Below are 19,038 nucleotides of genomic sequence, written 5' to 3'. Positions count from 1 at the left end.
GCTGTAATTATTCTTGTGATCGTCTTAACCTTTCACCGAACCGGCCATCAAACCGCGCACGAAATAACGCCCGGCAACCACATACACCAGTAGAGTCGGTAAGGCGGCTGTAATAGCTGCAGCCATATGGACGTTGTATTCCTTAACCCCGGTAGAACTATTAACCAGGTTATTCAACGCGACGGTTATGGGTGCACTTTCACCAGAGGCAAAAGAAGCGCCGAAGAGAAAGTCATTCCAGATATTGGTGAACTGCCAGATCACGGTAACAACAATAATCGGACCAGAATTTGGTAATAAAATACGCCAGAAGATCGTAAAGAATTTGGCCCCATCCATGATCGCTGCCCGAACCAACTCATCAGGGAATGCCTCATAGAAGTTACGAAAGAACAGCGTGGTAAAACCAAGACCATAGACCACGTGGACCATTACCAAGCCAGAAGTCGTATTCGCCAGTCCCAGTATTCCCAGCACCTGTGACATGGGCAACAGGACAATCTGAAATGGAATAAAACAGGCAAATAACATCATTCCAAAGACGATATTGTGACCCTTAAATCGCCATTTGGTCAGTACATAACCATTAAAGGCTCCCAGCAGTGTGCCTATCGCCACTGCCGGTACAGTCATCTTAATGCTGTTCCAGAAATAACCGTTGATTCCATTACAATCAAGTCCCAGGCAAGCCGTCCCCCAGGCTTTGACCCAAGGCTCAAAGGTAATTTCTAACGGCAGCGCCATCATGTTACCAAGGCGCACTTCTTCCAATGATTTCAATGATGTCACAACCATGACAAACAGAGGCGCCAAATAAATAACCGCGATAACGATCAACAGTGTGTAAATCAGCGCACGCCAATAGATAGCCGAACGCAAGGCATTGTCTTGAGATAGACGGTCTTGAGATGGACGGTCTTGAGATCGAGCGCTCATTTGCGGCCTCCTTTCAATTCGGAATAAAGATAAGGCACGATGATGGCTGCGATAATTGCCAGCATAAATACCGCGCTACTGGCACCAACGCCGATTTGGTTGCGGGTAAAGGAGTATGAATACATAAATGTCGCCGGTAGCTCCGTCGCATTGCCAGGACCTCCCCCGGTGAGAGCAATGACCAGATCAAAGCTTTTGATGGCCAGGTGAACCAACACCACAAAGGCACTCATAAATACAGGCCCCAATTGGGGAATAATAATACGAGTATAAATCCGCCAAGCGGGTGCACCATCAATTTGTGCAGCTTTGAGAATTTCGTTATCAATACCTCGAAGTCCCGCCAAAAACATAGCCATCACAAACCCAGAAGCCTGCCAGACACCAGCAATCACTACGGTATAAATGGCCATTTCAGAATCGATCAACCAATCAAATTTGAAGCTCTCAAAACCCCATTCGTGCATGGTGCGCTCCAGACCCAGGCCTGGATTTAAAAACCATTTCCAAGCGGTTCCAGTAACGATGAAACTCAATGCCATAGGGTAGAGATAAAGGGTTCGTAACCCGCCTTCAACACGGATCTTCTGATCCAATAAAATGGCCAACATCAGACCGATTAACATACAAAGCACTATGTACAAGCTGCCGAAGATAAAAAGGTTGTCCAGGGCAATTTGCCACGTCAGGGTATTCCAGAGACGTTCCCATTGGTCTAATCCAACCCATTCGTAGTTGGGTAACATTCTTGAAGCACTGAAGGACAGATAAACCGTCCACAAAATAAAGCCATACACAAACAGCAAAATAACTGTAAAAGAGGGTGCCAGGACCAGCTTGGGCAGTTGATCCTGCATCCAGCCAATAGCCTTATCGGAGCGCTTCTCGTCAGCTAAATAGCTCGGGGTCCGATCTACGAGCTGTTTCATAACACTCTCCTATTCACATAAATACACAAAACTACAGATCTAAAAGTCAAAAAAATCGAAAGAACCCCACTCCCTCCTACTCAACGTTGTTAGAAGACCAGGCTGCAAGCAAAGGGAGTGGTATCATTTAGGATGCATTCTTTACTGAGGCCGCGAGTTGCTTAACAGCATCAGCAGCAGACATATCACCATTAAAGTGAGCGGTAATAACATCGTAGAAGGCATTCTTAACCGCAGCTGGAGCGGCATGACCGTGAGCCAGACTGCCTACCAGACTATCGCTGGCTACCGCTTCTTTCAGGTCTCCAATGGCTTTCTTGCCACAGGCATCAAAAGCTTCATCTGAGACATCAGTACGAGCAGGAACAGAACCCTTAACGGTGTTGAAGGCAATCTGGAATTCAGGGGACAATACTGCCTTAGCCATTTTGACCTGAGCATCCTGACGATCCCGACCTACTTCAAACATGGCAAATTGATCAGCATTGAAGGTCACTGTGCCTTGAGTACCCGGCGTGCGGAAACAAACGAAATCGTCGCCAGGGGTCTTGCCGGCATTAAGAAATTCACCCTTAGCCCAGTCACCCATCATCTGAAAAGCCGCTTCGCCGTTAATCACCATGGCAGAGGCCAGATTCCAATCCCGGCCCGGGTAATTATCATCCACCAGACCACGGAGCTGACGCATTCGTTCAAATACCTCTTTCATGGTGTCGGAAGACAGCGCATTCTGATCCAGGTCCACCAATGCTTTACGGTAAAAGTCGATACCGCCGGTCGCCATCACTACACCATCAAAAACGGTAGCATCCTGCCAGGCTTGGCCACCGTGGGCCAAAGGTACGTACCCTGCGGCTTTTACCTTTCGCATGGCATGAATAAAATCGTTCCAATTTTCAGGAACAGCAATACCAACTTTATCCAGTACCGCCTTATTACCCCAGACCCAATTGGTGGAATGAACGTTAACCGGAGCAGAGATCCACTGGCCGTTAATCTTGGCAAATTTCTGTAAAGCTTTAGGAACAACCTGATCCCAGCCTTCTGCACGGGCCAAATCATTCAGATCAGCGGTAACTCCTTGCTCACCCCAATCAAGAATATCGAACCCCAGCATCTGCACAGCTGTCGGAGCGTTTCCTGACATAACACGGGAACGCAAAACCGTCATAGCACTACTACCACCACCGCCGGCAACAGGCATATCCTTCCAATCAACCCCTTGAGACTCTAGCGTGCTCTTCAAGGTACCAAGAGCCTTAGCCTCACCTCCAGACGTCCACCAATGTAAAACTTCCACTTCTGATGCCTGAACGCCAGAGACCAACCCGGCACTGGTTACAGCAGCCAGTGAAGCACTGCGTAAAATGGCACCAAATGTCTTTTTAATAGTTATTTTTGCGGTCATTTGAGATTCCTCTCATCGTTTAGGTTAAGGCACCCTTTGATGCCATTGATTGCGGCCAGCACAAAATCGTAACGTTCCAATTTCTAGATGTGACAAATAAAATTGATCACACAAAGATCAAGTTGCTTCGGCTCTAACTAAGGTAATTTCAGCAGCATCATTGATGTCGGCAACCAGCATTTATTTTTGGCTATTTATTTTGGCTATTTATTTTTTGGTAACCACCAGCCGGTACGGGGTCCCATGTGCATTTGAATCGTTTTTAGTTCGGTAAATTCCTCAATACCAAATCGCCCCAGCTCGCGACCTTGCCCACTCTCTTTGTATCCACCAAAAGGCAGCTCCGGGTAGCCATTCATCCAGGTATTTATCCAAACGGTACCCGCTTTGACCTTACGACCAATAGCCAAACAATTTTCGATATTGGCACTCCAGACGCCAGCGGAGAGCCCGTACAGGCAGTCGTTTGCAATTTCTATTGCCTGGTCCAGATCCTTAAATGTCAGAACACTCAATACCGGTCCAAAGATCTCTTCATGGGCGACTTCCATATCTGGTGAAACTGCAGACAAAATGGTGGGTTGCATGTAAAGTCCCGCGGTTTCCAATTGCTCACCACCCAGAGTCACTTTTGCTCCTGCTTCTCGGGCACCTTGAACAAAGCCTTTGATTGTCTGCATATGAGTTTCAGAGATAATCGCACCGACTTTAGTTTCTTCACACAATGGATCACCCACAGGTACCTGGCGGGAACGTTCAATAACCGCTTGCTCAAACTTTTCCGCAATGGATTCATGTACAAGAATTCGGGAACCGCTGTTGCAACATTCACCCGCATTAAAATAGACACCGAAAACCACTGCATCAACAGCAGCGTCCCAATCACAATCAGGGAAGATAATCTGCGGGTTCTTACCCCCGAGCTCCAACGCCACCTTTTTTAGAGTCTGTGCTGCAGAAGCACTCAATGCCTTACCCACCGCTGATGAACCGGTAAATGTCACCATGTCGATTTCTTTGTGGCTGGTCATGGTGGAGCCTATCTCAGAACCTTTACCCACCAAAATATTGGCGGCACCCGCAGGTAATCCAGCTTCTTTTAACAACTCTGCCAATAACACCGTAGTACCAGATGTCAATTCACTGGGTTTGACTACAGCCGTGCATCCGGCTGCGAGAGCAAAGGGTAGTTTTTGACTTACGATCAGAAACGGAAAATTCCAAGGAGTAATCACGCTGACCACACCAATAGGTTCACGCACAACCATTGCCAGCATGTCTTCACCGAGGGTGTTATGACTGTCACCATGAAGACCTCGAGCGCAGACGGCTGCATAGCGCCACAGTTCAGCAGCCCACTCAATTTCGTCCCGCGCCTGGCTGATCGGTTTACCGGATTCCATAAGCTCCAGTAAGGCAAATTCTTCTTGCCGTTCCATCACCAGATCCGCGACTTTATGAAGAATCGCCCCTCGTTGGGCGCCTGTCATCTTAGGCCATTCTCCGTGATCAAAGGCTTTGCGAGCAGCATTAATAGCGTCTTCCGTGTCTGCAATCGTGGCCCTGGCATAGTCTCCGGCTAAAACCCCATAAGCAGGACTGGTACGGGTAACACGACCGCCATCAGAGGCGTCGCGCCATTCTCCGTCAATAAACAGCTGGCCAACAAAAGGCTCGCTCGGCACCTTAGTCACACGAGGACCCTCTACCCAGTGTAAGCCTGCTGATGAAGGGGACTGATTTGCCATGCTATTTATTCTCCGTTGAAATTAGGTTGACGCTTTTCACGAAAGGCACTTACGCCCTCTTTAGCATCATTTGTTAACGCACTGAGCCCACTGGCCATTGATTCGATAATCATGCCTGTATTTTCGCCGCTTCCAGCATCTATCATCTGTTTCGACAACTGCACAGATACCGGCGCTCGTGTGGCAATCTGTTGTGCCATAAAGCGAGCTTGCTGCAAAGCCTTCCCGGCATCAGCCACTTCGTTAACCAATCCGTGAACATAAGCACGATGACTACTGAAGACACGTCCGGTTAATACCATTTCTTTAATCAAACTTGAGTTAATAACGTTGCCTAATCGATAAGAACCAGACCAGCCAGGGCAAGTGGCGATCCCTGTTTCGGGTAATCCAAAATGGGCCTGCTCATCAGCAATACGCAGGTCTGCTGCCATCGCCAACTCAAACCCGCCCCCCAGTGCCGGCCCTTGTATGACTGCGATCACGGGTTGGCGTAAACCGGCCAACGCATCGAAAACCCTATGCCCGCGCTTTACCCAAGTGCGCCACATATCCAGAGGACTGTATTGAGCCCAGGCATGAATATCCGCACCAACACAAAATGCCCGCTCCCCCCCTGTGCGAAGAATCACTACCCGGGTCAAGCTATCTTCATCCAGCTTCAAAACCACGTCATAAAGGGCATCCAACATTTCTACCGTCAGAGCGTTAAGTTTCTCTGGACGATCAACAAGGATTTCCGCTATATGATTTTCGCAGTTAACAGTCACTTGCCCTGTGTTCATAGAGCAACTCCTTCTGTAAATCTGGAGCTTTCTGCACAGCGACCGAGTAAAGGATCTGGAGCTTGTTCAAGAATGAGACCAAACGTTTGCGGGAAAAAAAGCGCTTTATCCATCAACTTCAGTTGAGCAGATACAACCAGAGGAAAACCTGCCTGGGCCAAAACATCGCGCTCCAAATCGATTCCTGGAGCGACCTCAACAACTTCCAGGCCTTGTGCAGTAAGCTTCATCACGCAACGCTCAGTCACATAGAGCACCTCCTGATCTCGCTCTATCCCCTTGGCTCCAGAAAAGGTCACGTGTTCAACTTCTTTCACCAGCTTTTGGAACTTTCCTTCCTGAATGACTTCAATACGTCCATCTTCCAGTAAGTACTTAGCACCAGCTGTAAAAAAGCCACTGAAGACAATTTTCCTGGCATGGGCTGTAATATCCACAAAACCACCACAGCCCGCAGTCAGATAGGGTTTTTTCCCCAGCTTGGACACGTTAACGTTTCCAACTTCATCGATCTCCATAAAAGACAGGAAACTTTGATCAAATCCTCCTCCCTGAAAGTAGGTAAACTGCTGAGGACTGGGCAAGATGCTGTCGGCATTAGCCGAACAACCAAATTCAAATCCCAGCAACGGGACCCCTCCTACCGCCCCCTGCTCGACGACCCATGTCACTTTAGTGTCGTGTCCTTCTTCCAACAGAATTCGGGGAACATTGGCTGAGATACCGAAGCCGAGATTCACCGCCTGGCCGACTGCCAACTCTTGGGATACCCGGCGCGCTATAATTTTTTCTGGTGAAAACTCAGCCGTTTCGAAACTGCTGTCAGGACGTAAAACCTCCCCTGATATAGCCGGATCGTAGGGTGTTTGAGTCGTCTGCATTTGCTCTGGATCGACAACAATGTAGTCCACAAGATTGTTAGGAATGTGCACTTGATAGGGACGTTGACTACCATTACGCACGACTTGTTTAACCTGAGCAATGACGATACCACCGCTATTACGCACACAAAGGGCTTGTTCCAATCCACCGAGATAAGCACCTTCCTGCTCAAAAGAAAGATTGCCTTTTTCATCTGCGGAAGTGGCCCTAATAATAGCGACATTAGGACAAATGGCCGGGAAGAACAGGTAATCAGAACCATCAAACTCAACATGACGAACAATAGGCTCGGCTTGCGCTCGTTCGTTCATAGCGCAGCCTTGTCGCTTGGGGTCGACAAAAGTATCCAATCCAACCGATGTCATAACACCAGGACGTCTGGCTGCCGCTTCCCGATGAATATCGAAGAGAATCCCGCTAGGTACGTTGTAGGCGGGGATTCGATTCTCAGAGACCAATTTCCAGATATCCGGCATTTCCATGCTGGAAGGTCCGCTAGGGTAAGAACCAGCGATAACTTTAGCCAACAACCCCTCTTTAGCGATGTGATCAATCCCTTTAATGCCATACATATCACCAGCAGCGATGGGATGAATCGTTGTAATGGATTTTGGTTCGCCTTCATTATTAAAACGCTCACCAATTGCTTTTAACATCCGGTCCGGACACCCCAAGCCGCTCGATGATGACACCGTAACAATGTCACCATCGTCGATCAGTTGGGCTGCCTGCTCAAATGAGATTACCTTGGACATTTTCGACCTCTCTCACGGCTCTCTCTAAGCAATGCCGCCTTGAGAAAGTTGTTATAAAGAATGGAATAGACGGACCTGTTGGTTAAATCACGACTACAAGAAAGATGTATTGCGATTGCTAAAATGTATTACGATTTCGAAAGGCTTTTACGACACCTATAATGTTTATGACTCTAAAGATATTTACGTCTCCGAAAACGTTTTTACGATGCCAAAAGGGTTTAGGTACCCGGCGGGATATCCGGATAGTTAACCTCAACACGTCGACCTTCAGCGGCCGATTTCGACACAGCAAGAGCAACAGCCAACGACTTAATACCATCCACACCCGTTACAGCCGCCTCTCCTCCGTCTTCAATAGCAGTGGCAAACTTAGCCAGAGAGTGGACATATAGATTGTGATGGTCGATATCAAGGAATCGGCGCCCCTGGTCGGTTACCACTTCAACTTCGCCCACGGGCTTCTGAGTCATGACTCCGCGGGCAAAAATACTGCCTTTAGTGCCGTGCACTTCCAGACCCGTACCGGCATGAGGTACCACAAAAGATTCGTGGGACTGAACCAAGGCTCCGTTAGGCATCCGCATGATGGTCATAGAACCATCTTCCAGCCCAGAGGCCATCCCCCCATTTTGGGCGTAGGCCATCACATCGACAGGGTCTTCTCCCAGAAGGTAGCGTACGGTGTCTGCATCATGAACTACGATATCGAGAATCACACCACCACCAGCCTGGGGTTTGTTTATTCGCCAGGTTTGCAAGTTACCAGGTAGCTCAACTGCGTGGAATATTCGCATTCCTACCACGTTACCAATAACGCCAGATTCGATCTGCTGACGAATAGCTTGATGGGTAGCTGCATTACGCAGATGATGATTGGTTCCCATCACCACACCTGCCTTACGGCAAGCGATGACCATCTCTACTGCATCATTCAGCTCAACAGCCAGGGGCTTTTCACAAAGTACATGCTTGCCCGCGGCGGCAGCAGCCAAAACCTGGTCCTTGTGAAGTTCATTGGTTGTAGAAACATAAACGGCATTGACTTCTTCATCAGCCAACAGAGCCTCAACTAAGTCATAGGCCTTGCCTATCTGGTTTGCATCGGCGTAGGCCTGACCTCGTGCCAAGTCGCTACTCATCACCGCGACAACATCATGACCTCGCTGAGCCCTGACCGCATCGATCATCCATTGCTTTGCAATGGTGCTGGCTCCGATAAAACCCCAACCAGTTTTCATAAACCTTACCCCGCTGAGCATCTGAATTTTGGTAATCCAAGATTTAGTTGTAATTTTAGAACGTTCCAAATTGGAACGTTCTAATTATTTTCAAAAACACTCAGAATAGTCAAGTACTTTCTCATAAATACATCGCTATCTCTGTTCAAGTACAAGTAAATCATTATCTTCTGAGAAAGAACGATCCTTTCCAATCGACTCTTTAGGTTGCAATTATAACGTTCCAATTTATAATAGCCATTTTCACTAAAACAATCCGCTATCTGACGGAAAACTATTGCAGGAACACCGCTTGGCTGTTCCCGTATGAAACGAGCCACAAACACTGGAAAAATAATTATGATCAGCCATATGGTATTGCTTAAATGCCGAAATGACGTACCTGAACAACAGTTAACAGCCATGTTTGATGCCCTGGCAGCTCTGGTCAACAAAATCCCCGGTTTGGAATCCTACTGCGGAGGCGAAAACAACAGTCCTGAAGGAATCGCCCGGGGTTATACTCACGCGTTCTATATGCAATTTGCCGACGCTCAGTCGCGGGACAACTATCTCCCCCACCCGGATCACGAAGTCGTTAAAAAACTGATTGCAGCAGTGTTAGAGGACTGCAACGAACCCGTACTGGTAATCGATTTCTAACGGCAGCCCAGCTCGGAAAAATCCTGGAGGTAAGTCAGTGGACATCATCGGCATTCATCATTTAGCCATCATCTGTTCGAATTACGGAAGATCTAAACACTTTTATACCGAAGTCGTTCCAGGCAGCATTATCCGGGAAACTTATCGAACAGAGCGAGATTCATATAAGCTGGACCTGGCCCTGCCCGATGGTACTCAGATCGAATTGTTTTCTTTCCCAAATCCTCCAGCACGGCCTTCCCGACCTGAAGCCCAGGGACTTCGACATATTGCATTTAAGGTCAGCGATATCGATCAGGCTGTGGCCGAGCTGGTGAAAAAAGGGATCGTTGTAGAACCTGTCAGACTGGATGAGTTGACAGGCAAGCGCTTCACTTTTTTTCCAGACCCGGATCAATTACCTATAGAGCTTTACGAAAAATAGAAAACCAGAAGTGGTAAGTACCAGAGATATTTTGTCAGACCTTTAACTCCGTCTGCGAAGCCGCTGCAACCGACAGAGTTAAAGTTTCTTGATTGTTTACGACTAAAGAACCTGCCAACAGGAACAGGCCGACTAAATCCAATCGGCCTGGCCTAATAGAAACTTACTGACAAAGAGGTGACTTTTACGAGATAAGCATTACCACTTCATTTCCCCCTTATTTACCTTGGCGCCTATATCCAATGCAATCTCCAGTTTTGCATCTGGGTATGCCTGCTGCATAAGCTTAATCAAAGATTCTGAGGTCTCTGTCTTCTCCAGAGCTTTCTCATAAACTTTTAAATAGTCCAGGCTATAGGTGATCTGAGAAGCATCCTGAGGAGCATTTACAGCAGCATGGCCCGAAACCACGGTATCCGGATTAAGAGCGATCATTCTGTCCAGCACTCCAGCCCAGGCTTCACGCTCTTCTTTGCTTTGAGTATCCGCAGTCCACAGGTGCAAACCGGCAAAAACATTAACACCACCAACGATAGCCTTAAGGGCTGGTATCCAGACAAAACTACGCTGGGGCTGTTCGCCGTTCAGGCCCACTACTTCAAGTTTATGTCCTTCTAAATCAAGGCTATTGCCCGGTAACACTGCAGGAATAACAGGAGATAACGGAGCTTCCATTCCCATTTTTGGCCCCCAAAACGCCACTTTCTTATCAACTGTCTTTTTAATCCAGGAAACAGTTGGAGAACTGGCATACACTTTAACATCTGGAAATTCCTGCTTGATAATCTCCAGACCAAAATAGTAGTCAGGGTCTCCGTGGCTGATATAGACCGCTATCAGGTTCTTGCGGCTGTCCAGAATTTCGGCCACAAGACGGTGAGCATGGGCACGGGTAAACTGAGCATCAATCAGTATTGCGTCCCGCTTACCCGTAAGTAACACCGAGTTAACATGAAAACTCGCCGCATCAGAGTTATACACCTTCATCTCCAGAGCAGCACCATCTTGCTCATCGGCAATAGCAGGGCCCACTGAAAATAAAATGATTACGGCATGTAATAAGAGTGCTCTAAGCTTGATCATAACAATTTTCCTCAAGTGAATTTTCAGTCAGTCTAGTTTCTTGTTTCGATCTAATAAACGGGGCAAAATAGACTTCTTTGTTTCAAAAAAGTGAACATATGGACCGATTGGCAGCTATGCGAGTGTTTTCAGAAGTCGCTCTTAGGGGTAGTTTTACCGCTGCGGCAGATAATCTTGAGATGTCTCGCGCTAAAGTTACACGCCACGTAAAAGAGCTTGAGAGCTGGTTGGGCTGTCGCCTGTTACAACGTTCAACTCGACGAATCTCTTTGACTGAGGCAGGAGAGGCCTGTCTGTTACGCTGCCGGAAAATGCTGGAGCTTTCCGAAGATCTCCAAGGCTCAATAGGCCAAAAAGATGGCCCCCCTCATGGACAGTTAAGGGTAACCACCAGTATGTCCTTTGGCTCGGCCCATCTCGCCAGTGCAGTAGCAAGCTACCTGGATCTATATCCCGATGTTTCCATTGATTTGCTGATAGAAGATCGTAGCGTTAACCTGATTGAAAACCGTATCGATCTGGCTATCCGTATCGCCGGTGAATTAGATCCAAATATGGTTGCTCGGCGTATCGCCCCTTGTCACTCTGTAGTCTGTGCCTCCCCAGACTATCTTCAACGCAAAGGCACTCCGTTAGTCCCTGCAGACATTACGGATCACAACTGTTTAACCTATTCCAATTTCGGTAAAGGGCAATGGCGTTTTAAGAAACAAGGCACCGAGATTGATGTACCCGTTAGTGGAAATCTAAGCGCGAATGAAGTGATGGTGCTTAACCGGGCTACAATTGCCGGAGCAGGAATCGCATTACAACCCACCTATCTGGCAGGCCCTCTCATTCGAGAAGGAAAGTTGACAAGATTGCTACCTGACTGGGAACCTTCGGGACTGACCATATGGGGAGCCTATGTATCGCGTCACCATATGCCAGCAACACTGCGTACGTTCCTAGATTTTCTGGTGAAACGTTTTGGAGGAACACCGGATTGGGACAAGGACTATCAGCCAAGAGGATTTCCGGTAGATTAATGTCCGTTCTTCTGAGTCTTCAGACAATCACGGCTTCTCTATATCATGCCAGTAAACAGAGGGGATAAGGCGAGTTTCCTCAGACAAGGAGGAGTTGTCGATATCAAAGCGGCGGCGGGACGCTACATGAGTATCTTCAAGAATCCGTCGAATACTGGGGTGATTATTAAAATACTGCATAAAAGAGCCATCAGCGTAGGCTGCTTCCAGCCCTTTTTCAATCTGATCGGCTAACAGGGGGTTATTTTTGCTGACAAAAAAGAACATTGCAAAGGGATAGACTAACAGCAGGTTATCTTCAACGGTTAAATTGGGGTTAGCCCCCTTCCACTCAGCGACCTCGGCATTGGCTTCATTGATCCCCCGCAGAAAACAATCAAAACGACCATTTTCCAGCATAGGAAATAGCGATTGATAAGTGGCTTCATAGACATCAAAGCCCGCATCTTTCAAAATACCGACATCGGCCCAACCCAATCCTTGGCCAATACTTATTTTTCGCCAGTCATCCAAGCGTCTGATGGCGGAAAACAAAGGTTGATTATCGGCATGAATGATACAGATACGATACCCTAACAATCCTCGCATCAAAGGAATACGGATCGGAATCATGTTTTTTTCCAATTCCCGGGAAGTTCCCATCCAACCAACAGATAAACGATCACTACGTATTTCAGCCACCATTCGCGACTGAGTCATAACAAGCTCTGACTCAACCAGCCTGTATTCTGCCTCCGAATGCTCCAGCGCCAACTTCAATAAATCGATCTGATAGCTCCAACGTACATTATCAGCCGGGCGTGGATAAGACACCGTGACAGGCTGCCCTTGCGCCAAAGACAAAAAAGTAATCAGGAAAAGAAAACTGAGAAATTTGAGACCCATAAGCCACCCGTCTTATTGGAACCCTAGGATATTCCCTTAAAAATATCACTGATACAACTATGTAAACTGAGAATAAACAGATTGAGTATAAACAAGATCGAATATAAACCGACTGAACACAAATGGGTTGAGCAATAAATCATTACCGCTCCCCCCCCCCCCCTGAACTCACCTCTTAGACTTACCCTTAAAAACCGAGTACCGACCAGCTACCATTGAAGCCTAACAACTTCACCTGTATCCAGAGCCTGCTGGGCAGCGTCCGCCAGTTGCTGAGCACGGTGGCCATCCTCGAATGATGGCGAAACGGGCTCTCCTGCAGAGACGGCATCGATAAATGCACCGAGCTGTAAATCGTAAGCAGCACCGTAACGATCGATAAAGAAATTTAACAAGGGTCCCTTAACTGCTGTGCTCTGTTCCGTATAACGACTGACAGAAGTTGCAGTCTGATTATTGGATTGCACCATTCCCGCAGATCCAAAAGCTTCGATACGCTGGTCATAACCGTAGCTTGCTCGACGGGAAGCGTTAATGTGAACCAGTTTACCGCTCGCTGTTTTCAACAACACCATCGCACTGTCAATATCACCGATTTCTTCCACAGCCGGATCAATCAAAGCGCTGCCGATTACATGCAGCTCTACCGGTTCTTCTCCAAGAATAAAGCGCGCAATATCAAAATCATGGATTAGCATATCCCGAAAAATTCCACCAGAAACCTTAAGATATTCCAGAGGCGCCAGCCCGGGGTCACGGCTGGTAATGATCAATTGCTCCAGTTCACCAATATCGCCGGCCCTAACAGCTTGCTTGACCTCATTATGACTGGGGTCAAAACGTCGGTTAAAACCGATCTGAATAGGCACATCACAATCTTTAATTTCTTCCCAGCAACGATTTACTCTGTCAGTATCCAAATCAATAGGCTTTTCACAAAGAATAGCCTTGCCTGCTTTGGCCGCTTTGATCAATAGATCCACATGTGTGTCAGTGCTCGTGGCAATAAGTACGGCATTCACCTGATCATCATTCAATGCCTGCTCAACAGACTCGGCTACCTGAGCCTGATGTTTCGCCGCTGTTTCTGTCGCAGAAGGTTGGTACAGATCATAGACATAAAGCAGTTCAGCGTTAGGATGAGCAGCAATATTGTCAGCATGCATTTTGCCTATGCGGCCAGCACCAAATAGCGCAAATCGAATCATTTTCGTTCTCCGTAGCCACCCTGCCAACCAGGGCAAAAACTGTCTGGAAAGGTAATAAAAGTATTTAGGACGCTCTATTTTTATCTGCGTCGATAATCCATTCGTGATCTGGGTCGTTATTAAAAATCCATGTTCTCTTGGGTCCGGCCATCACATTGAGGTAATACAGATCGTAACCGTGAGGGGTTCCTACCGGGTGATAACCTTCGGGTACCATCACCACATTGTGATTTTCAACAGCCATGGTTTCATCCAGTCTGCGGTCATCGGTATACACCCTCTGAAAAGCGAACCCCTGCGGAGGATTGATACGATGATAGTAGGTTTCCTCCAGGCGTGTTTCCTCAGGCACTGAATCCTGGTCATGCTTATGAGGCGGATAACTGGACCAGTTCCCATCGGGCGTGATCACCTCACACACCAATAGTTTTTCTGCCGCAAAATTACCAAATAAAATATTGCATACATGACGCTGATTGGTGCCAATACCACGAGTCTCATACTGACAGTCTTCAGGCTTGATAATCCGCGCTGGAAACTTGCCTTCTGCCGGAGCCTTACAAACGGCCAGCTCCATTTCGGTGGTTGCAACCATTCGATAGCTATCCTTCGGTGGGACATAAACACTGTAAGGAGCCTGCTGGTGAAAGACACTCATCCGGTCACCAAGACCATGCCATTCTTCTTTATTTGTTTTTATATCCCCTTTTCCGGTAACCAGAACCAAACAAACTTCCTGATCACCGGTTTGCTGTTCCAACACCTGACCGGGTTTAAGCTGATAGACCTCAAACCCCACGTATTCCCAACCTGCTGATTCTGGAGTAATACGCTGAATACACCCTGATGCATCCGGGGCTGACGGTCTCGATAACAATTCTGCCATGTTCGTTAACCTTGTTATTCTGCCGAGACATTCAGGCGATTGCTCAGGCAGTAAGTGCTTTTTGTTTGTCCAGCCGGTAGGCCAGACCTATCGATAATGATTGCGCAAGGCAAAGCGATGAAGTCAGTGATCTGAACGAGTGCACTTCTGCCTCTTTAATGGTGAAGCAGACAGAAGCGATTGACGCCAGAGGACTCAACTGACTATCTGTAATCACAATTAACGGTATACCTTTTTCCGCTGCAGCTTTTGCAACATTTTGCGTTTCCTGAGCGTAAGGATGAAAGCTGACGGCGATAACTGCGTCATTACTACTCATGGAACCTGCCTGTTCTCGGTACATTCCGCCAACCCCATCAACCAAAAATGCTCTTCGGTCAATATGGCAAAGTGCGTAGGAGAAATAGCTAGCCACAACATAGGCTCTTCGTACACCAACAATATGAGTTGCCTCAGCTTGAGCAAGAATGTCCACCGCCCGCTCCAGATCCTCTCCCGAAATCGTATTCTTAAGGTGATCTAAAGCATTGGCATTAGCGGCTGAAAATTGTCCTAACAACTGAGTGGGCGACTCTTCCCCCTCTTCACCTAACTCTTCTCTGGCTATACGAATTCTTTCAGTGTAACTGGGTGACTCTTTCAACAGCTTTTGCTGGAACAGGCGTTGCATTTCGGTAAAGCCGGTATAACCAAATGCATTAGCAAACCGCACCAGGGTCGATGGATGCACACCCGCGTCTTTCGAAATAACGGCAACAGTACCAAATGCAATTTCATTTGGATGATCCAACAGGTACTGAGCGACCTGCCTCAAACGCTTGCTAAGCCCTGGGTGGGCATCAGCAATAGCCGATTTTAAATCGTTAAGATTTTCCGGTGCTTTATCCAAAACTCTACCCTCATTCTGATAACAAGCTCCCTTTTACTCTTTTATAAACGCGTCAGAATCAAAATGGAACAAATTTTCCATTTTTGCCTGATTCAATCTCATTTTCCTTTAAATTAAGCGCAACGGTTTAACGTCATGAGGTTACAAGCGCCCGTCTTTGTTGTTGCTACCTGTACTCTATGTAAGTCGTTCCCTGAGGAGAAAATTGGTAGCTGCAGTAAAGGCGATAGCCTTCACTGCAGCCAGCTCTGTGGCAATAACTGACAACAGTTATAACTACCGCCATTTATAGCTACCGAACCTCTCCCGCCAGCTTTTCTACCAGTTCAATGTTGTCCTTATTGATAAAACCAGGACCGGAATTAATGTTGTTGCTCGGAATGATGCCGTATCGACTGTACAGAGTCAGCGCCATTACAGGAATGTATCCTTGCAGGTAGGGCTGCTGATCAATAGCAAAATTGATCGTACCGGCTTTTATTGCTTTGGCAATTTCATTACTCAAATCAAACGTAGAAAAATAAATTTTGCCAGAAAGGCGCATCTTATCCAGCGCACGGATTGTTGGATGGGCGGAGGTTGGTCCCAGCGTCAACACGGCCTGAGTGTTAGGATTTTTCCGCAGATAAGCCTGTACTTTTTTCTCAATACCCGTGGGGTCGGTTTGAGAATCGATCATACTGCCATCCAGATCAACACCGATTGCGTCTGCAAAACCTTTACAGCGCTCAACGGAAGCAGGGTTGGTTATATAGTGATTTACACATAGAAAGCTTGTAACCCCGGCTTTTTTGGCCTGTTTGCCAGCACCGTATCCTGCGTCGTACTCTGGCTGCCCTACGTGTAATAATGCTCCCAGGTCTTCACTCTGCTGGTGAGTACCCGAGTTAATCGTGATAACAGGAATGCCCTTTTTCTTCGCCTTAAACAATGGACCTTTCAATACATCATAATCGGCAATGGTTACGATGATACCGTCTGGATTAGTTGCAACCGCTTGCTCGACAATTCTGGCCATATCCGCCAAGTCGCCAGTCGGTGGGTTTCGGTATTCCACTTTGGAACCAACATGGTCTCCCGCTTCCTTAATCGCATTCTTGATGGTATTCCACCATGAATCTGAATCAGGAGCATGACTGATCATTACAATTCGCTCATCAGCAGCCTGAGCCACTACCGGCGCCATGATGGCACCTGCTGTAGCAATACCTGCCAGTACGATCGCAGACGTGGTTTTTATTATCTTTTTCACTTGTTCTCCTCCAGCATTGAGGTGAGACAGGAATAGCCATCAGATGCACATCTTTCCTGTTTAGATTTGACAAATAAATGTTTATTCTTGTTTTTGTCTTTATGGAATTTTTATTCCATTTTTACAATTTCCCCTTTATGCCATCTGATGTCAACTCTTTTTACGCACAAACTTCAATTCACCAGTATTCACATACAAGCAAATGACGAACAGACAAAACATTTTGTGATTTTTATTCCACGTGTTGTTTTTTTGGAATATTTGTTCTATCTTGATTTACGGGTTATCGATCAGCTCTTTCAAATCCTTTCGTACTAAGCTGAAACCAGGCCTTAGAGAAGTAGGAAAGACATGAAGTAGGAAGAGGTGTACTCGATGAGCGACGACCAGAATACAAAACAATTACAATCAAGGTTAAAGATCATGTCTACGACAACCACACTAGACAACGACTCAAAAGCGACCGATGAGCGCGTACGCAGCGTCTCTCTGACCCGGACGCTCCTCAATCGTCCCGAGCTGGGCTCCGCCTCGGGCGTTCTGCTGGTGTTTATCTTCTTCGCCCTGGTAGCCGGTGACTCCGGTATGTTCAATGCTGACGGAATCATGAACTGGACCACCGTTTCCGCCCAACTTGGGATTATCGCCATTGGCGCCTGTCTGTTGATGATCGCCGGGGAATTTGATCTGTCCATCGGCTCAATGATTGGCTTTGCCGGCATGATGATCGCCATCCCTGCCACCTATTGGGGCTGGCCGGTCTGGTTAAGTATTCTGTTCGCCTTTACCGGTGCCATGGCCATCGGCGCCTTGATTGGTTACACCGTGGTCCGAACCGGCCTGCCCTCCTTTATCGTCTCGCTGGCCTTTCTGTTTATTCTTCGCGGTCTCACCATCGCCCTTTCTATTCTGTTCACCAATAAAACCATTATCAGTGGCGTCAGTGATCTGGCCGAGAACGACTGGCTGGCCCCCATGTTTGGTGGTCAGATCGGCCAGGGACTCTGTCAATGGCTGGCCGATGCCGGTTTGCTGGAAGCCTATGCCGATGGAACACCCATTGTTGAAGGTATTCCCATGGTGGTCATCTGGTGGATTGTACTGGCAATTGTTTGCAGCTGGGTTTTACTGCGCACCTCATTTGGTAACTGGATCTTCGCTACCGGTGGAGATGACAAAGCGGCCAGGAATGTCGGTGTCCCGGTGGATCGGGTCAAAATCATGCTGTTTGTTTTTACCGCCTTCTGCGCCACCGTTTACGCCGCCTGTCAGGTGCTTGAGTTTGGCTCCGCCGCTGCGGACCGGGGTCTGCTTAAGGAATTTGAAGCCATTATCGCCGCCGTTATCGGTGGTGCCCTGCTCACTGGCGGCTACGGTACCGTGATTGGTGCTTGTTTCGGCGCGCTGATCTTCGGTGTGGTGCAGATGGGTATTTTCTTTACCGGAATCGATTCCGACTGGTTCCGGGTCTTCCTGGGGGTCATGCTGCTGATGGCCGTGTTGTTCAACAATTACGTCCGTAAGCGTGTGACTGAAACGCGCTAACTGACTGAGCTGACAAAGGAAGGAGAAAAACCATGAGCGAATACATTCTAGAGCTAAAAAAAGTCAGCCGTTTTTTCGGTTCAGTCATCGCCCTGAAAGATATCGACATGCAGGTCAAAGCCGGCGAAGTTCATTGCCTGCTGGGTGACAACGGTGCCGGTAAATCAACCCTGATCAAAACCCTGGCCGGTGTCCACAAGCCCAGCGAAGGTGAGTTTTACTATGAAGGTAAGCCGGTAATATTCAACTCCCCTCGCGATGCGCTCGACGCGGGGATCGCAACAGTTTATCAGGATCTGGCACTGGTCCCGCTGATGAGTGTGACCCGTAACTTTTTTATGGGCAGAGAATTAACCAAAAAATGGGGGCCTTTCAGGGTCTTTGACACCAGGCGTGCCAACGAAATCGCCCGTGCCGGTCTGGCAGATATGGGAATTGATGTGAGAGATCCGGAGCATGCCATCGGCACCATGTCCGGCGGTGAGAAACAATGCCTGGCCATTGCCCGAGCC

18 protein-coding genes are annotated in these 19,038 nt (G+C 47.7%); 5 read left to right on the top strand and 13 right to left on the bottom strand.

Going from position 1 to position 19,038, the window contains the following annotated elements:
- Positions 1–24 precede the first annotated feature (24 nt).
- The 7 genes from BGP75_RS19450 to BGP75_RS19420 form a co-directional block, all read right to left on the bottom strand.
- Complete coding sequence (locus BGP75_RS19450) at positions 25–936, bottom strand: carbohydrate ABC transporter permease (protein WP_076720551.1); 912 nt, start codon at positions 934–936, stop codon at positions 25–27.
- Positions 933–1,865, bottom strand: coding sequence for a carbohydrate ABC transporter permease (locus BGP75_RS19445; protein WP_083704926.1), 933 nt, complete (start codon positions 1,863–1,865; stop codon positions 933–935). Before BGP75_RS19445 ends, BGP75_RS19450 begins: the two co-directional genes overlap by 4 nt.
- 127 nt (positions 1,866–1,992) lie before the next feature.
- Positions 1,993–3,273 (bottom strand): ABC transporter substrate-binding protein, encoded by a 1,281-nt coding sequence (locus BGP75_RS19440; RefSeq protein WP_076720550.1) that lies wholly within the window; start codon positions 3,271–3,273, stop codon positions 1,993–1,995.
- Between the two features lie 203 nt (positions 3,274–3,476).
- The gene (locus BGP75_RS19435) at positions 3,477–5,021 is read right to left on the bottom strand and encodes an aldehyde dehydrogenase family protein (protein ID WP_076720549.1); all 1,545 of its coding nucleotides are present in this window, start codon (positions 5,019–5,021) and stop codon (positions 3,477–3,479) included.
- A 5-nt stretch (positions 5,022–5,026) separates the two neighbouring features.
- On the bottom strand, positions 5,027–5,806 hold the full coding sequence (locus BGP75_RS19430) for an enoyl-CoA hydratase/isomerase family protein (RefSeq protein ID WP_076720548.1): 780 nt from the start codon (positions 5,804–5,806) through the stop codon (positions 5,027–5,029).
- Positions 5,803–7,443, bottom strand: a complete 1,641-nt coding sequence (locus BGP75_RS19425) for an acyl CoA:acetate/3-ketoacid CoA transferase (RefSeq protein ID WP_076720547.1) — start codon at positions 7,441–7,443, stop codon at positions 5,803–5,805. The genes BGP75_RS19430 and BGP75_RS19425 overlap by 4 nt, the downstream gene beginning before the upstream one ends.
- A gap of 221 nt (positions 7,444–7,664) precedes the next feature.
- Complete coding sequence (locus BGP75_RS19420; protein ID WP_076720546.1) at positions 7,665–8,684, bottom strand: Gfo/Idh/MocA family protein; 1,020 nt, start codon at positions 8,682–8,684, stop codon at positions 7,665–7,667.
- Between the two features lie 339 nt (positions 8,685–9,023).
- Here BGP75_RS19420 and BGP75_RS19415 point away from each other — a divergent pair, with 339 nt between their 5' ends.
- Both BGP75_RS19415 and BGP75_RS19410 read left to right on the top strand, forming a co-directional pair.
- Positions 9,024–9,326, top strand: a complete 303-nt coding sequence (locus BGP75_RS19415) for a Dabb family protein (protein WP_076720632.1) — start codon at positions 9,024–9,026, stop codon at positions 9,324–9,326.
- Between the two features lie 37 nt (positions 9,327–9,363).
- Positions 9,364–9,750: a VOC family protein gene (locus tag BGP75_RS19410; RefSeq protein WP_076720545.1), complete on the top strand. Its 387-nt coding sequence runs from the start codon at positions 9,364–9,366 to the stop codon at positions 9,748–9,750.
- A gap of 198 nt (positions 9,751–9,948) precedes the next feature.
- On the opposite strand, the gene BGP75_RS19405 is transcribed toward BGP75_RS19410, so the two are convergent.
- Positions 9,949–10,833, bottom strand: coding sequence for an MBL fold metallo-hydrolase (locus BGP75_RS19405; RefSeq protein ID WP_076720544.1), 885 nt, complete (start codon positions 10,831–10,833; stop codon positions 9,949–9,951).
- Between the two features lie 98 nt (positions 10,834–10,931).
- On the opposite strand from BGP75_RS19405, the gene BGP75_RS19400 reads away from it, so the two are divergent.
- The gene (locus BGP75_RS19400; protein WP_076720631.1) at positions 10,932–11,861 is read left to right on the top strand and encodes a LysR family transcriptional regulator; all 930 of its coding nucleotides are present in this window, start codon (positions 10,932–10,934) and stop codon (positions 11,859–11,861) included.
- A 27-nt stretch (positions 11,862–11,888) separates the two neighbouring features.
- On the opposite strand, the gene BGP75_RS19395 is transcribed toward BGP75_RS19400, so the two are convergent.
- From BGP75_RS19395 to BGP75_RS19375, 5 genes are all read right to left on the bottom strand, one after another.
- Positions 11,889–12,746, bottom strand: coding sequence for an ABC transporter substrate-binding protein (locus BGP75_RS19395; protein ID WP_076720543.1), 858 nt, complete (start codon positions 12,744–12,746; stop codon positions 11,889–11,891).
- Between the two features lie 209 nt (positions 12,747–12,955).
- On the bottom strand, positions 12,956–13,954 hold the full coding sequence (iolG, locus tag BGP75_RS19390) for an inositol 2-dehydrogenase (RefSeq protein WP_076720542.1): 999 nt from the start codon (positions 13,952–13,954) through the stop codon (positions 12,956–12,958).
- A gap of 64 nt (positions 13,955–14,018) precedes the next feature.
- Entirely contained in the window at positions 14,019–14,840 is an 822-nt protein-coding gene (iolB, locus tag BGP75_RS19385; RefSeq protein WP_076720540.1) for a 5-deoxy-glucuronate isomerase, read from the bottom strand.
- Positions 14,841–14,883: 43 nt separating this feature from the next.
- Complete coding sequence (locus tag BGP75_RS19380) at positions 14,884–15,729, bottom strand: MurR/RpiR family transcriptional regulator (RefSeq protein WP_076720538.1); 846 nt, start codon at positions 15,727–15,729, stop codon at positions 14,884–14,886.
- A gap of 292 nt (positions 15,730–16,021) precedes the next feature.
- Positions 16,022–16,981: a sugar ABC transporter substrate-binding protein gene (locus BGP75_RS19375; protein WP_198939412.1), complete on the bottom strand. Its 960-nt coding sequence runs from the start codon at positions 16,979–16,981 to the stop codon at positions 16,022–16,024.
- 375 nt (positions 16,982–17,356) lie between these two features.
- On the opposite strand from BGP75_RS19375, the gene BGP75_RS19370 reads away from it, so the two are divergent.
- Positions 17,357–18,526, top strand: a complete 1,170-nt coding sequence (locus tag BGP75_RS19370) for an ABC transporter permease (protein ID WP_369832145.1) — start codon at positions 17,357–17,359, stop codon at positions 18,524–18,526.
- Positions 18,527–18,558: 32 nt separating this feature from the next.
- Positions 18,559–19,038: ATP-binding cassette domain-containing protein (locus BGP75_RS19365; RefSeq protein ID WP_143821117.1), on the top strand; the 480-nt coding region annotated here is incomplete at its 3' end.

Source organism: Motiliproteus sp. MSK22-1, assembly GCF_001968815.1.
Taxonomy (GTDB): Bacteria; Pseudomonadota; Gammaproteobacteria; order Pseudomonadales; family Balneatricaceae; genus Motiliproteus.
Note: the sequence above shows the minus strand (reverse complement) of the source record. Positions and strands in the feature narration are given on the sequence as shown.

Coding starts and splice junctions, on each gene's coding strand:
- BGP75_RS19450 (WP_076720551.1), bottom strand. CDS start 936: ATGAGCGCTCGATCTCAAGACCGTCCATCTCAAGACCGTCTATCTCAA.
- BGP75_RS19445 (WP_083704926.1), bottom strand. CDS start 1,865: ATGAAACAGCTCGTAGATCGGACCCCGAGCTATTTAGCTGACGAGAAG.
- BGP75_RS19440 (WP_076720550.1), bottom strand. CDS start 3,273: ATGACCGCAAAAATAACTATTAAAAAGACATTTGGTGCCATTTTACGC.
- BGP75_RS19435 (WP_076720549.1), bottom strand. CDS start 5,021: ATGGCAAATCAGTCCCCTTCATCAGCAGGCTTACACTGGGTAGAGGGT.
- BGP75_RS19430 (WP_076720548.1), bottom strand. CDS start 5,806: ATGAACACAGGGCAAGTGACTGTTAACTGCGAAAATCATATAGCGGAA.
- BGP75_RS19425 (WP_076720547.1), bottom strand. CDS start 7,443: ATGTCCAAGGTAATCTCATTTGAGCAGGCAGCCCAACTGATCGACGAT.
- BGP75_RS19420 (WP_076720546.1), bottom strand. CDS start 8,684: ATGAAAACTGGTTGGGGTTTTATCGGAGCCAGCACCATTGCAAAGCAA.
- BGP75_RS19415 (WP_076720632.1), top strand. CDS start 9,024: ATGATCAGCCATATGGTATTGCTTAAATGCCGAAATGACGTACCTGAA.
- BGP75_RS19405 (WP_076720544.1), bottom strand. CDS start 10,833: ATGATCAAGCTTAGAGCACTCTTATTACATGCCGTAATCATTTTATTT.
- BGP75_RS19400 (WP_076720631.1), top strand. CDS start 10,932: ATGGACCGATTGGCAGCTATGCGAGTGTTTTCAGAAGTCGCTCTTAGG.
- BGP75_RS19395 (WP_076720543.1), bottom strand. CDS start 12,746: ATGGGTCTCAAATTTCTCAGTTTTCTTTTCCTGATTACTTTTTTGTCT.
- iolG (WP_076720542.1), bottom strand. CDS start 13,954: ATGATTCGATTTGCGCTATTTGGTGCTGGCCGCATAGGCAAAATGCAT.
- iolB (WP_076720540.1), bottom strand. CDS start 14,840: ATGGCAGAATTGTTATCGAGACCGTCAGCCCCGGATGCATCAGGGTGT.
- BGP75_RS19370 (WP_369832145.1), top strand. CDS start 17,357: ATGAGCGACGACCAGAATACAAAACAATTACAATCAAGGTTAAAGATC.